This is a genomic window from Colwellia sp. C2M11, assembly GCF_018860915.1.
In the GTDB taxonomy this organism is placed as follows: domain Bacteria; phylum Pseudomonadota; class Gammaproteobacteria; order Enterobacterales; family Alteromonadaceae; genus Colwellia.
This window is the reverse complement of the sequence record NZ_JAHKQD010000037.1, coordinates 1-14,515: the sequence shown is the minus strand read 5'-3', so window position 1 is coordinate 14,515 and position 14,515 is coordinate 1. Positions and strand designations below refer to the sequence as shown.

Genomic DNA, 14,515 nt, shown 5'->3' with positions numbered 1-14,515 from the left:
ACTAGTCACTACATCATTACAACATCAAATTGTTCTTGAGAATACATAGCTTCAGTTTGAACTTTGATCGATTTCCCAATAAAAACTTCAACTTCTGCCAAAATATGGAATTCATCATTCACAAGAAAATCACTAACAGCCGAAGAAGCATAAACAATAAATTTATCTGCATCATGAGCACGATTTACTCGCACTATTTCACGTAAAATTTCAAAACATACCGTTTCAACCGTTTTTAGATTGCCACGTCCAGTACAAACAGGACACTCTCCACATAAAACATGCTCTAAACTTTCCCGAGTACGCTTACGTGTCATTTCCACTAACCCTAAAGAAGAAAAACCATGAACACTAAATTTAACGTTATCTTTTGCCATCGCCATTTCTAAACTATTCAACACTCTACGCTTATGATCTTCATTATGCATATCAATGAAATCAACAATAATTATCCCGCCAAGGTTTCTCAACCTTAATTGACGTGCAATCGCTTGTGTCGCTTCAATGTTTGTACTAAAAATAGTATCTTCAAGATTTCTGTGTCCGACAAAAGCCCCTGTATTAATATCAATGGTTGTCATGGCTTCTGTTTGATCAATAACTAAATGCCCACCTGACTTTAATTCAATTTTACGATGTAAAGCACGTTGTATTTCAACTTCAACAGAGAATAAATCAAAAATAGGCCTTTCACCTGGATAGTACTCCATGACCTCTGTGAGCTCGGGTATAAACTCTTCGGTAAAATTGATAAGTTGTTCATAGGTCAATTTAGAATCAACACGAATTCGTTCAAATTTAACACCGACAAAGTCCCTTAATACTCGTAACGATAAAGACAGATCTTGGTAGAGGGGAAGATCGACCTGTTTCCGTTTTTTCCGTTCTTTAACTTTTGTCCACACTCTTCGCAAAAATTCAGCATCATGTTTTAATTCTTCCTCTCCCGCGCCCTCTCCTGCGGTGCGTACTATAAAGCCTTGTTCTTCATCGCAATAAGGGCTTACAATACTTTTCAAGCGCTTACGTTCACCTATATCTTCAATGCGTTGAGATATACCAGCGTGACTCGAGTGCGGCATTAACACTAAATAGCGAGAAGCAATCGTAATATCAGTAGTTAAACGAGCACCTTTTGAGCCAAGTGGATCTTTTACTACTTGCACCATTAACAGTTGACCTTCATGAACCAAAGCTCGAATATCAGGTACCTGCTCAGTCTCTTCATTTAAAATAAGCTTAGAGTTAATGTCTGATGCATGTAAGAAGGCCGCCTTATCTAAACCTATATCAATAAAAGCCGCTTGCATACCAGGTAAAACACGAATAACTTTACCTAAATATATATTGGAAACAATGCCACGTTTAGCTTCTCGCTCAATATGTACTTCCTGCAAAGAACCATGCTCAATTAACGCTACTCGCGTTTCGCTCGGTGTCACATTGATTAATAATTCACTGCTCATTTTATATTAATCCTTCATTGATACTTGACGGCAAACCTGCTTGAGCCAACAATTGTGTTGTTTCATATAGAGGTAATCCAACGACAGCGGAGTAACTACCATTAATCATAGTTACAAATTGCCCGCCAATACCCTGGATAGCATAAGAACCTGCTTTATCACATGGCTCCCCCGTATTCCAATAACGTTTAATTTCGTCAACAGTTAACGGTTTAAAATGAACTTGCGTTTCTACAAGGGCTGTTATTGCATGATAATTTTGTGGTGAATTTTTTGAGTCTTGAGTGATTATCGCTATTGCAGTTAATACTTGATGTTGTTTATTTTCAAGACGCATTAAGGTAGTTATACATTCAGCTTCATCGATTGGTTTCCCCAAGATTTCACCATTAATAACGACACTTGTATCTGAGCCTAAAACAATTGTCTGGGCTTTATTTTCTTCAGGTAAAGCAAGAAAAACTGTTAACGCTTTTTCTTTTGCTAAACGTATCACATAGTCTTCAGGCTTCTCATTACAATAAACCGATTCATCTATATTCGCAGGTTGGGTATTAAATTGGTAACCTAATTGCGCTAAAAGTGTTTTTCTTCTAGGCGATTGAGACGCCAAAATAAGTTGTTTCATACATACTCAAGTAAAAATTGCTATTTAATAGAAAAATGTCTACGTACTTTTCGTAACAGATAAAAAACCCATGGCCACAGCACAATAGTAGTTATCACCGGATATAAATAGCTTGTAAGAAAAGCAACATTAATTAAAAAATGTTGTAACCAAAAAACTACTAAGTGATATAACGCTGCTAAAACACCGGTAATAAGTGCTTGTTGCCAAATGGAGAAATTGCGTATCTTTTGAAAGTTTTCTGCAACAATATAAACTGCAATTGCCATAGCCGCAGCATGAACACCTAAAACCGATCCTAGAATAACATCAAGTAAAAACCCCATAACCCAAGCAGTAATAATGTTTACTCTATCAGGTAAAGCCATACACCAATAAATAAGTACAATAAGCACCCAATCTGGTCGAAAAGCATCAACACTTAATGGTAGCGGCATAATGCTGGCAATTATAGCAATCAAGAGTGTTAGTAATATAATGATACCGTTATGAGCAAGCATTACTTCACAGCCTCAGTTTCTGTTTTTGGTGCAAAAATATTAATAGGATCTTCATCTGATAATAATAATAAATAACGTAAACGATCAATTTGCGCGATAGGTGTGCTATATACCCTTAAAAACTCTCTAGATTCATCGTTACTTATATACGAAATCGTTGCAACAGGGTAGCCTTCAGGGTACTTCCCTCCTAACCCCGAAGTAACTAATACATCACCTACTTGAACATCAGCACTTTGTGGCACAAAATTAAGGTTTAATCGGTCTATTTGTCCGCTGCCCGAGGCAAGTAACCTTAAACCATTACGCTTAACTCTAACAGGTACTGCATGAGAAGTGTCGGTAATGAGAATAATGCGAGAAGTTGTTTGACCAACATGTAATATCTGTCCAACAATACCTAAGGCATCAAGTACAGGTTGCCCTTCATAAACACCATCTCTTGCGCCACGATTGATCACTAATTGGTGACTGTATGGGTCACTATCTACAGAGAGGATTTCAGCCACCATTTTCTTTAACTCACTACGCAATGGTGAAGCAAGTAACGTACGCAAACGTTCATTTTCTTGCTTTAGAATATCAAGTTGCATCGCTTGCTCATGAAATACTAATTCATTCAATCTAAAATATCGATTCTCATTCATCAATTGTTGGCGAGTGGTGACATTAGTTGAGATCCATGTCATGGCAACCTTAGGTGTATTAGCGATATATTGCAAAGGACTAATCATTGACTGTAAATAACCACGTAACGACTCAAAACTGGCCATTTTATGATCGAAGAAAACCAATAGAGCAGAACAAAACAGCACCAAGACAAGTCGGTGCTGTGGGGATGGACCATGTTTAAAAATTGGGTTCATAGAAAACCAGTTATGAATTGCACACTTCTAATTGCAAATTAATACTTATGACTTTTAAACCATATAAAAAATAATCAACCTAGTTGTTTTTTACATACTTTAATTCGAGTACACAGCAAAAGCATAAAATTAACAATAATTATTGCATACTTTTGACACTGTAATTGAATTAAAACGCAATAAGAACTAACCAAATTTATTCATAGGAGAAAAGGTCACCACCATGCATATCGATCATTTCTAGTGCCTTACCACCACCTCTTGCCACACAAGTTAACGGGTCTTCTGCCACAACAACAGGAATACCTGTTTCTTCCATCAATAAACGATCTATATCTTTTAATAATGCACCACCACCAGTTAGCACCATGCCACGCTCTGAAATATCTGAAGCTAATTCAGGTGGTGACTGCTCTAAAGCAACCATAATGGCACTAACAATACCGGTTAGTGGTTCCTGTAAAGCTTCAAGTATTTCATTGCTATTTAAAGTAAAACTACGTGGCACACCTTCAGCTAGATTACGACCACGAACTTCAATTTCAGCTAACTCATCACCAGGATAAGCTGAGCCAATTTCATGTTTAATACGTTCTGCTGTCGCTTCGCCGATTAGACTGCCAAAGTTACGACGCACATAATTGATAATGGCTTCATCAAATTTGTCACCACCAATACGCACTGAAGATGAATAAACGATGCCATTTAGAGAAATAATTCCGACCTCTGTAGTACCGCCACCTATATCAACAACCATAGAGCCAGTTGCTTCTGATACAGGCATACCTGCACCTATTGCTGCCGCCATAGGTTCATCAATTAAATGAACTTCTCGAGAACCTGCCCCCATAGCTGACTCACGAATAGCACGTCGCTCTACTTGCGTAGAACCACATGGAACACAAACCAAAACTCTAGGGCTAGGGCGTAAAAAATTATTGCTATGCACTTGTTTAATGAAGTGCTGTAACATTTTTTCAGTAACAAAAAAGTTAGCTATAACGCCATCTTTCATTGGGCGTATCGCTTCAATATTACCAGGAGTACGCCCTAGCATTAATTTTGCGGCCGTACCGACGGCAGCAACACTTTTTGAGCCACCAGTACGATCTTGACGGATAGCAACCACTGAAGGCTCGTCTAATACGATACCTTGATCTTTAACATAAATAAGGGTGTTGGCTGTACCTAAGTCAATTGATAAATCGTTAGAAAACATACCGCGTAATTTTTTAAACATAAGCTCGAAATGTCCTGTGAAAATGCGAGTTAATTAGAGCGTGTTATTACTTTAGAATAACAGATCGAACAATGATACCTCAGTATTACCAATTTGTGTTGCTTGTTTTGTATAAATTGCAAAAAAATATTTTTTTCGTTAAAAAAATAGCAAAAATCATCATTCAATCAGATAAAATACACTCATCAATATGGTAGTACTGAGTTCATATTGTGATAAATTAGTAACTGCCAATATCTTTTCAAATATCTTCAACTGGTGAAATATATCCTTGATACCCTTGTACTTTTAATGCATTAAAATGTGTTAGTTGTTCTTTATCTTCAATACCGGTAATAATGACATCGATTTGTAACCCTTTAGCTACATTAACAAGTGCCCGACAAAGTTCTTTGTTCTGATTTAATTTATCATAATAGGCAAATGATAAATCTAATTTAATATAGTCAGGTTGTAATTTATGTAAGTAGTCTAAAGATCCAATTTGACGTCCGCATTGATCTATCCCTATTTTAGCACCCGCTGCTCGGGTAATTTCAGCTAAATTAACACACTGCTCAAATAAATGAATGGCTGCCGATTCCGGGATTTCAAATGAAATGCGTTCCGCATGAACTGTTCGTTTAAGAAACCCACTTAACCATTGAATAAATTCATCATTTTGTAAACTATCATGAGTAAGGTTAATTGCGATACTATTATCTGCTTTCGCTAAAATATTTTGTTGTTCAATTGACTCTAATAAGCATTGATCAAGTTGGGCACCTAATGACAACAACTCGATAAAAGGCATAAATTCTGATGCTGTTACTATTTTGTCATCAATGGTTAATCGACAATATATTTCCCGGTGAATTATTTCTTGTGTTGCTATGCTGACAATAGGTTGCCACTGAAATATAAAAAAGTTGTTATTAATCGAATCGACTAATTTACTACGCCATTGCTCTCGACTATATTTTTGTGGCTGTTCAGCGTCTATCCAATAGCTTATTTTATTAGTTTGTTGTGCCTGTTGCAGAGCATTATCTGACTGTGCCAATAAATCAGAAGCATTCATATTTTCAATACGTTGGCTAATACCTAGCGCAAAACGCGTATTAGCTGTACAACCAGCTTTACTAATTTCTTGATTAATAATTCTAATTAACGATTGTAAATACAATTCAATCGTACTTTTCTCTGCTTTAGTAATTAAAAATGCAAACTCAGTGTTAGCAATACGAGCAATCACACTTTCCGCAATTTCAGGTAACTCCGCCTGCATTCGTTGTGAGACCACCTTAATAATCTCATCTCGCCCTTGAAAACCATACTTGGTATAAATATCTTCTAGCCAGTCAAACTTAGCTAATATAAGGCCACCAAAACCAGGTTCATTTAACCAATTATTAATTTGTGCTGACAAGTATTGACGATTAGGTAGTTGTGACACATGGTCAATTAATTTATCTTCTTTGAGTTCATTAACTTCTTTATCTAAAGTAGAAAATATTTGCTTTAATTGTCCAGACATCGAGTTTATCGCCTCCACTACATCTTTTAATTCTGTAGTTTTTGGTATCTCAATATCATGGCTAAATTTACGCTCTGAAATTTGCTTTGCTTGAATCGCAATATTGTTTAATGGTTTTAAAATACGATTAAGCTTAAATCTCAGTACAATAATTGAAAGTATAAATAATAAAAATAAAACCATCACAGTATTATTCATTACTCGCCATAGTTCTTTATACCCAAACGCTGGGTGTCCTTCTATTTCAAGAGTTGCTAACTGCATCCACCCAGAAGTTATTAAGGTTTCTTTTTTCTGAGATTTAAACAAATCTAAATTAATAAACCATTGAGGTACCCCTTCGATAAGAATAGGATTTTCCCAAACTTGTACTTTATCATTCGCTAACCACTTCAATGTAACTTTACGATAGAATCCTCCTTCAAAAATCACATTTACCAAGGTTTCGGCGGTAACAACATCTCCTGTTTCAAGATGAGGCTTTAGCATTAATCCTAATGAAGTAATGGTATTATTTAAATCTGATTCCATTTGCTGACTCATAAAGTCACGCGTTTGGGTAAACTGAAAATAAACCAAACTTGTCATAACTAATAAGAACAGTCCGAATAGTAATGAGTTTATTTCTCTAAATAAGGTCATGATCTTAAAACTCCATTTTTAGCTTGGGTTGTTTAAGTTTTGAAGTAGTGATACGTTCTCGTAGCTCACGCCAAAGTTTCAGTTTTGATGATTTTCCACTAATCACACCACGCCCCTTCTCTTTGTTTAGCCATAATTGACTGGCATTAAAACTATATATTGGGATTAAATCATTTCGCTGACTTGCGGGCTTAATAACACCATCAATATTGTCTAATATTAACGGCATGGCATTCGGGGTATCATAATAAGCAAGCACCATATGATATTGATTCAGTTTTACTGCTTTTACCATGGTGATCCTCATTTTTTCATCCGCAATACCAAGCTCTAATAATGTAAAGTATTTCGCTATTGAATAGTCTTCACAATCTCCGCCATTAACACCAATAAATTCAACAGGTGTTGCCCAATAGTTACTTACACCCCAAAGTATTTTATCGTCTATAAACCTAAAAAGATTAAAAAAATTATTCACTTCCTTTAATTTTTCAAGTTCAGAGATATCTGACTTCTGTTGCATTAAATTAAACCAAGTCTTACCTCGTTTACCCGCCCTTTCACCATAACTTTGCGTTAGCGATGATATAATTTTTTCTTCATCAAGTGGCAAGATAGATCGAGCAAAAATAGCTGGTGATAGCAACAGAATAAGTAGTACTTGAACAAATTTCATTCCAATACTTACAAAAAGAATATTGCTCTTAATACTACTCATTATAATTAATTAACTTGGTCTACCGTATAAATGGTCCATTTGAGTTCATCAATATTCTCTATATTTGAAATCTCGGCCATTATACGACGATTTACTGCATGATCTTGCTCCGTGTCCCCCATAGCTTCTAAGCGCTCAAACCCATAACCAATAGTAGCAATTCTGCTTTTATCAATTGCAAAGTCATTTTCTAATACTGTAGCTACAGCTTCGGCGCGAGCATTAGAAAGCGCTTTATTCAACGCAGCAGTACCAACTTTACTGGTATGGCCTTCAACCAATACATTAATTGCAGAATTTTTCTCCAAAATGTCTGCTAATTTACTAATTTCAGCATAAGCTGCAGCAGGTATTTCAGATGAATTACGTTCAAATTTAATATCTATTTGAAAAGGTTCGATAGTAGATATCTTTATGCCACAGCCATAATTATCGACAGAAGCTCCAATGGTAGTTCCATCACATTTTTCTCGTGCTTTTATCACACCATCACTATCATCATCAGCTAAATTAAATTGCTGTTCAACAGAATCCTCTAGGACAACAACCCGTGTATCAGCACATGCCGTAAGCAGTAAAGCAGACACTATCATTGCCAAATACAGTGAAATATACTTATTGGGATTGCGTAATACTTTATTCATTGTATGCTCCTTCCTCATATTCGTGCTCTCCCTTCCAAGCGGCAGATCTAGTCACCCTTAGCGAGTCTAATAACTGTCCTGTTGAGTTTAATATACGATATTTAGCACTTAACTCATTAAAGTCTGCATCTAAATAATCTTGACGGGCTTGAAACAACTCATTTTCAGTATCAAGTAAATCAAGTAAATTACGTTGACCAATATCAAATTGTTGTTTGTAGGCTACTTGAGTGTCTTTAGAGGTTATAACATGTTGCTTTATATATTTTTTTTGTAAGGCTAACATTTGAAAAGCATTCCAAGCCAGACCAAAACTTTCTGTTACTTGCCTATGAGCACTTGCATTAATGTCTTGTGCTTCTGATACTTTATAGGCTGCACTTCTTTCACTGGCAATATCTTTTCCACCAGAATAAAAATTATAGCGCAAACGTAACATTGCTGAGGCATCATTACGGTGACCCCCCACATCAGCACCAAACTGATTTAATCCACTCTCGCCTCCAATATCATTATCTGAATTAGCAGCTAACTCTAACGATAATGTAGGGTAGTAATTTGATTTTACAGCACTTTTAAATGAACGTGCAGCTCTTACATCTTGTTGAGCTGATTTAATAACCGGGTGACGTTTAATTGCTAGATCTAGGCCACTTTCTTTATCTTTAGGTAGCATGTCAGCATCGGGGACTGGAATCACTAAGTTTTCAGGCAGTGTGTTTGTTAAACGAATAAACTGTGTTCTTGCATCAAGGTGGTTATTTCGCGCGGCTATCATATTTGACTGTGCTCTAGCTAATCGCCCTGTCACTTGTGATAAATCAGCAATATTACCTAATCCAGAATCAGTACGCTCTTTTATTTGTTGATAAATTATTTCGTGTGATTCAATATTTTTTTGTGCTAACTCAATAAGTTGCTCTGTTTTAATATAATTCAAATATGCTTGCGCAACTTTCAAAGCGAGATCTTCAGCATTTGAAATTAAAGTCCATTGCTCTGCACTTGCTTCAAATTTAGTTCTATCTACTTCATGGCTAGTAAACATACCATCAAAAAGTATCTGTTTAATACTAATACCAAACTCACCACGCGCCAACTCAGTTTGACCGTTACTATTATTGAGTTCGGTCCTTCTATTACTTGGCGTATCTGTAAACTCATAACCATACCCAGCAGTTAAATCAACGGTAGGAAGGTAACCTGCTGATGCACGATTAACATCTTCTTCTTTCGATTTAAATCGAGCAAAAGACTGGCGAATATCAGGATGCGTATTAAGTGCTTCCGCAACAGCCTGCTCTAAACTTTGGGCATTACTACTAACCGACCACAATGTCGATAAACCTAGCACACCAAGTATTGCTATTTTATTCAAGGTAAAAACAACATTATTCATAAATATTCCCTGTTTGTATTATTTTTTATTCTTAATTTTTTAGTTAAGCGCTATCGTTCCCTAAGTGCAGCTTCATTCGCCCGTAATATTGGGTTTAAAATATATTCCAAAATAGTTCGTTTACCAGTGATAACATCAACTTCCGTTAACATTCCTGGAATAATTGGCATTGCTTCACCTTTTTTGTTTGTTATGCTTGAAGCATCCGTACGTACTCTAATCAGGTAAAAGCTATTTCCTTCCTCATCTTGGGTCGTGTCTGCACTTATATGTTCAACTTTGCCCTTCAATCCACCATAGCGAGTAAAATCATACGCTGTAATTTTTACAACAGCAGGTAACCCCGGATAAATAAAAGCAATATCTCTTGGTTTTATTTTAGCTTCAACCATCAATTTATCTTCTGTAGGCACTATTTCTGCAATTGTTTCCCCAGGTTTTACTACACCACCTAATGTGTTGATATGAATTGTTTTAATCGTACCAACAACAGGAGATAATATTAAGGCTTTAGTAACTTTATCTTGAGCACCAACTTGTGATTCATTAATACGAGATAATTTATTTTGCATATCATTAAGTGTTGCCCTAGCTTCTGATCTATAAGCAAGGGCTGTTTCTCGACGATTTAATATTGATTCTTGTAATGAGGACTTTAACTTAGGCGATAGTAGCCGTACTGCACTTAACTCGCCTTTCAGCTCATTAACACTACGCTCTAATTTATATAATTCTATTTTAGAAACTATATTTTTTTCAGCGAGAGGCCGCGTAAGATCAAGTTCTTTACTCGCTATTTGGTAACTTATTTGCAGAGTGTTAATTTTAGAATCTAACTCAGCAACTTCTTGCTCTCTCTGCTGAATTTGTTGTTCTTGAATAGCTAATTGATTTATTAAATTATCTAACCTTCCAGAATATTCTTCTTTTTGTCTTTCAACCATAAATTTGGCATTTTGCAGGAGATCATCAGGGTAAACAGGTATATTTTTATTAATTTCTATTTGACGTTGCCACTGTTCATTATGGCCAATTAAGATACTTGAAAGTTCGGCTCTAAGACGAATCACATTTGCTCGTAAACTATTAACTTCTTGTTTTTGTTCAGCAAAATCTGATCTGAAACGGGTGTCATCAATTCTTGCTATAGGTTGCCCCTTCACAACCTGCATACCTTCTTGTACAAATAACTCTTGTAATACACCACCATCTAAACTTTGAACAATCTGCACTTGTGTTGAAGGGATAATTTTACCTATGCCAGAAGTAACTTGCTGTAGTGCTGCAAAATAAGACCACACAAGAAAACACAAAAGTAAGCTAGCCATAGCCCAAATAGTTAAGCGATGTAAACTTGGCACTTCAGTTAGCATTGCGCCGTAGACATCGTCAGCCATTTCTAAATCTTGTTGACTCACCTTCATGCGCTTGTCTCTTGATTTAATTGATTACCTTTTAGCTTTGCTAATACTTCATCTTTTGGACCATCTATTATTAATTTACCTTTGTCTAACACCAGAATTCTATCAACCAATTTTAACAAATCCATTTTATGTGTAATTAATAACATAGTACGATCTTTAGCCGTCGCATGTATTGATTTAATAAACTGCTTTTCAGCGCGAGCATCAAGGCTAGCAGTTGGTTCGTCTAATAATAATATTTGAGGCGAATTTAATATTGCTCTTGCTAACGCAATAGACTGCCTTTGCCCACGAGACAGGGCATTACCACTCTCGCCCACTTGTTGATCAAGTCCTTGACTATTCTGATCAGTAAAAATACTGACCCCAGAAAGTTGCACAGCTCTAATCAGTTGATATTCTGTAACTTGTCTAGTACCAAAGAGTATATTATCTCTGATAGTACCGTGAAATAACACGATATCTTGTGGTAAGTAACCAATATTCTTACGTAAATCACTGGGGTGTATTTGTTGGTAATTCAAACCATCAAATTGTATAGAGCCTTGACTAGGTTGATAAAGTCCAAGCAATAATTTTGCTAACGTGGTTTTACCTGAGCCGTTATGTCCAACAATCGCAACTCTTTCGCCTTGACGAATATTCACAGACATCGGTTTTAAAGACGGGATATCCGCATTTGGGTATTTAAAACTCACATTATCAGCATTAATATTACCCGCAAGCTTATTTCTACTGACTAAATGTGCTTTATCTTCAAATTCACCTTCTTGTTCCATTAAAAGATCAAGTTGCTTTAACGCACTAATGGTTTGATTAGAGCGCGTCATTAAACCTGCAAGTTTGGCAACAGGTGAAATAGCTCTGCCTGTTAACATTACTGCCGCGATAATTCCGCCCATTGAAATTAAGTTATCCGAGACTCGATAAACCCCTAAAACCACTACAGCAACAACTGATATTTGCACAATAAAACTGGCAAAATTTAACACTGAATTCGTAATGATTTTTGATTTAAGCAACCAAGTAGAGGTGTGCCCTATCATTTGTTGCCAGGCATTTTGAACAACACCTTCGGCTCCATTGGCTTTGATCGACTCTAAAGTGCTTAAACACTCAATTAGATGGCCGTGTCGTAAGCTGGAATACTTATTCGTTTCTTCAATCGCTTGCTTGAGCTTTGCTTGATTCAACAAGGTATAACCAATAATCAAGATAGAGGCAATAATAGGAAACATCACTAAGTCTCCAGCAACAAGCCAAATACAAAACATAAAGAGCAGTGCGAAAGGTAAATCGACAACTGCACTGATAGTTGCAGATGATAAGAACTCTCTCACATTATCAAATTCACCTATTTGCTTAGCCATTCCACCAACACTTGGAGATCGTTTTTCAAGGGGCATACCTATGACTTTTGCGAAAAGCTTCGAGGAAACTTCTATATCAATTTTTTTACCCGCGACATCAATTAAATAACCACGTAGTTGCTTTAAAATCAAATCAAATATATAAGCAATTCCGGCACCGACAGCAAGTACCCAAAGTGATTCAAATGCAAGATTAGGAACGACTTTATCATAAACATTCATAACAAAAAGAGGCGAAACTAACGCAAAAATATTTACCATGATAGAAGCTATAATCACATCACGGTAGATAGTGGAAGTGTTTTTAATTCTTTTCCATAGCCAATGCTCTTTCGAACTATCGTGCTGAACATCAAAATTTCTATCGCCACGATATTGTTGCTTTACTAAAAACAAGTAGCCGACAAAATTTGATTCGAGCTCTTCAATAGTTAATAGCTCTTCTCCACCAGTTTCAGGCAAGGAGACTATTGCTTTATTATTTTCAATATCAAGCTCTTGTAAGACTATTGCTTTTTTATCTTTGAGCATCAAAATACAAGGTAGCAACATTGAAGGCAGTTCATTCAAGCCTTTACGTACTAGCTTGGCACTTAGCCCTGCCCGAGAAGCTGCTTGAGGTAAAAGTTCAGGCGTTAAATTTGTTTCTGTCAGTGGTAAACCTGCTGAAAGAGCATCAGCAGAGCAGGGATTGCCAAAATGCTCAGTGAGGAGCACTAAGCTATCTAATAAGGGATCTGAACTTAACTTTTGTGAAGCATTGATTGACCACTCAGATGACGGTTGCACTGTTGATTGCACGAAGTATTTGATCCCTTAAAATAAATTCACTGTCTAACTAACCTGAACTTGGCTAATGACCTAATGATGTTATAAATACATATTACACCATTAGATCATTTTTAATATCATTTACTAATATTATCAGATTAATTATATATGGTCGTTGGAGTCAAGTTCAATTTGTTGTGGAACATTCTCTGGAGACGCATCACTGATCAATGTAGCCCCTTCTTTTAATAGGCTATTTGTCACTATTGTTTCAGCCTCACTTTCTTTAACTACACTTTCAACTTCAGCATCTAATCCGAGTTCTCCTTCAAAATTATCTGCTACTTCATCATTCGAAAGCTCATTGAAACTTAAGTAGTCATCGAGATTATTATCATCTGACGTTAAAAGATCACTTAAGTCTGTATTAGTACTCGACTTATTATTTTCGTCGTTTGCATTTACAATACTGGCTTCAGCAGCAAAAGATAAATCAATCAGCTCATCTTCAGAAGAAGTGTTCGCTGCCTTGGCGCTAACGTCAACATGCGTTAAGTAAATTGTTAATGTTGCCTCACCTGTTTCAGGGTTTTTAGTCTCACCCATTTCATTTTTATCATCATCTCGAATAGTATAGTCAAATTCAAGAGAAGGTGGGATCGTAGTGATATCGACACCTTCATCAAGGAAAAAATAATACACTCCGGCATCATTAAGAGTAAATTTGCCAAAATCAGTCGTTATTATATGTGAGGTAGTAGTATCATCAAACTGATAAACTTGTGATCCATATTCAACCTTCGTTAAGATAACAGTCTCACCGGGACTACTATCTCCTCTATCCCCTGAACTTCCTCCTTTTAGGATGTTACCTGAAATAAATTTTCCAACACTTAATCCTTCATTATCGTTATATGTTATATAGTTAGTATCATCAACAGGATTAGGTGCAGTATCATCAATATCAATTGTCACCTTCGCTGTATCTGTGTCAGTTCCATCACTTAAGGTGTACAAAAAACTTGGGGACTCACTATCTAAAATGTAACCATCACTATTATTATAAGTAAAATCACCTGCTGCATTAATGGTTACTGCTCCACCATCAACATTCACAGTCGCAAAACCATCAGCCCCAAAAACCAAATCAACACCATTAACTTGCGTTATAGTGAGCACTGCCCCATCACCACCATCATGATCGGCAATACCATCATTACCATCGACATGTGTGATAAGGTTACCGCTAACGCTTTCCCCTTGATAAATACTAAAGCCATCATCTTCTGCTACAGGTGGAATATTATCAGCAGGTGTCACCACAATCGTTA

The 14,515-nt window shown here is 36.4% G+C and carries 12 protein-coding genes; all 12 read right to left on the bottom strand.

Features of this window, described 5'->3' with window-relative positions; genetic code table 11:
• Positions 1-8: 8 nt before the first annotated feature.
• Entirely contained in the window at positions 9-1,466 is a 1,458-nt protein-coding gene (gene rng / locus KO509_RS09675) for a ribonuclease G (protein WP_215973081.1), read from the bottom strand.
• Between the two features lies 1 nt (position 1,467).
• Entirely contained in the window at positions 1,468-2,094 is a 627-nt protein-coding gene (locus tag KO509_RS09670; protein WP_215973080.1) for a Maf family protein, read from the bottom strand.
• Positions 2,095-2,114: 20 nt separating this feature from the next.
• Positions 2,115-2,594, bottom strand: coding sequence for a rod shape-determining protein MreD (gene mreD / locus KO509_RS09665; RefSeq protein ID WP_215973079.1), 480 nt, complete (start codon positions 2,592-2,594; stop codon positions 2,115-2,117).
• Positions 2,594-3,460 (bottom strand): rod shape-determining protein MreC, encoded by an 867-nt coding sequence (gene mreC, locus KO509_RS09660; RefSeq protein WP_215973078.1) that lies wholly within the window; start codon positions 3,458-3,460, stop codon positions 2,594-2,596. The genes mreD and mreC overlap by 1 nt, the downstream gene beginning before the upstream one ends.
• Before the next feature lie 196 nt (positions 3,461-3,656).
• A complete protein-coding gene (locus KO509_RS09655) occupies positions 3,657-4,700 on the bottom strand; it encodes a rod shape-determining protein (protein ID WP_215973077.1) in 1,044 nt (347 codons plus the stop codon).
• Between the two features lie 241 nt (positions 4,701-4,941).
• Positions 4,942-6,858: an EAL domain-containing protein gene (locus KO509_RS09650; protein WP_215973076.1), complete on the bottom strand. Its 1,917-nt coding sequence runs from the start codon at positions 6,856-6,858 to the stop codon at positions 4,942-4,944.
• A gap of 4 nt (positions 6,859-6,862) precedes the next feature.
• The gene (locus tag KO509_RS09645) at positions 6,863-7,534 is read right to left on the bottom strand and encodes a transglutaminase-like cysteine peptidase (RefSeq protein WP_215973075.1); all 672 of its coding nucleotides are present in this window, start codon (positions 7,532-7,534) and stop codon (positions 6,863-6,865) included.
• 47 nt (positions 7,535-7,581) lie between these two features.
• The gene (locus tag KO509_RS09640; protein ID WP_252727480.1) at positions 7,582-8,220 is read right to left on the bottom strand and encodes an OmpA family protein; all 639 of its coding nucleotides are present in this window, start codon (positions 8,218-8,220) and stop codon (positions 7,582-7,584) included.
• Positions 8,213-9,619 carry a TolC family outer membrane protein gene (locus KO509_RS09635; RefSeq protein ID WP_215973073.1) on the bottom strand — a complete coding sequence of 469 codons (1,407 nt, stop codon included), beginning with the start codon at positions 9,617-9,619 and terminating at the stop codon, positions 8,213-8,215. The genes KO509_RS09640 and KO509_RS09635 overlap by 8 nt, the downstream gene beginning before the upstream one ends.
• 50 nt (positions 9,620-9,669) lie before the next feature.
• Positions 9,670-11,043, bottom strand: coding sequence for an HlyD family type I secretion periplasmic adaptor subunit (locus KO509_RS09630; protein ID WP_215973072.1), 1,374 nt, complete (start codon positions 11,041-11,043; stop codon positions 9,670-9,672).
• On the bottom strand, positions 11,040-13,214 hold the full coding sequence (locus KO509_RS09625; protein ID WP_215973071.1) for a type I secretion system permease/ATPase: 2,175 nt from the start codon (positions 13,212-13,214) through the stop codon (positions 11,040-11,042). The genes KO509_RS09630 and KO509_RS09625 overlap by 4 nt, the downstream gene beginning before the upstream one ends.
• Positions 13,215-13,346: 132 nt before the next feature.
• On the bottom strand, positions 13,347-14,515 hold a 1,169-nt coding region (locus tag KO509_RS09620; protein WP_215973070.1), incomplete at its 5' end, for a hypothetical protein.

Excerpts from the sequence above, each read along its gene's own strand:
- KO509_RS09630 (WP_215973072.1), bottom strand. The coding sequence starts at position 11,043 with ATGAAGGTGAGTCAACAAGATTTAGAAATGGCTGACGATGTCTACGGC.
- rng (WP_215973081.1), bottom strand. The coding sequence starts at position 1,466 with ATGAGCAGTGAATTATTAATCAATGTGACACCGAGCGAAACGCGAGTA.
- KO509_RS09635 (WP_215973073.1), bottom strand. The coding sequence starts at position 9,619 with ATGAATAATGTTGTTTTTACCTTGAATAAAATAGCAATACTTGGTGTG.
- KO509_RS09640 (WP_252727480.1), bottom strand. The coding sequence starts at position 8,220 with ATGAATAAAGTATTACGCAATCCCAATAAGTATATTTCACTGTATTTG.
- KO509_RS09650 (WP_215973076.1), bottom strand. The coding sequence starts at position 6,858 with ATGACCTTATTTAGAGAAATAAACTCATTACTATTCGGACTGTTCTTA.
- KO509_RS09645 (WP_215973075.1), bottom strand. The coding sequence starts at position 7,534 with ATGAAATTTGTTCAAGTACTACTTATTCTGTTGCTATCACCAGCTATT.
- mreD (WP_215973079.1), bottom strand. The coding sequence starts at position 2,594 with ATGCTTGCTCATAACGGTATCATTATATTACTAACACTCTTGATTGCT.
- KO509_RS09670 (WP_215973080.1), bottom strand. The coding sequence starts at position 2,094 with ATGAAACAACTTATTTTGGCGTCTCAATCGCCTAGAAGAAAAACACTT.
- mreC (WP_215973078.1), bottom strand. The coding sequence starts at position 3,460 with ATGAACCCAATTTTTAAACATGGTCCATCCCCACAGCACCGACTTGTC.
- KO509_RS09655 (WP_215973077.1), bottom strand. The coding sequence starts at position 4,700 with ATGTTTAAAAAATTACGCGGTATGTTTTCTAACGATTTATCAATTGAC.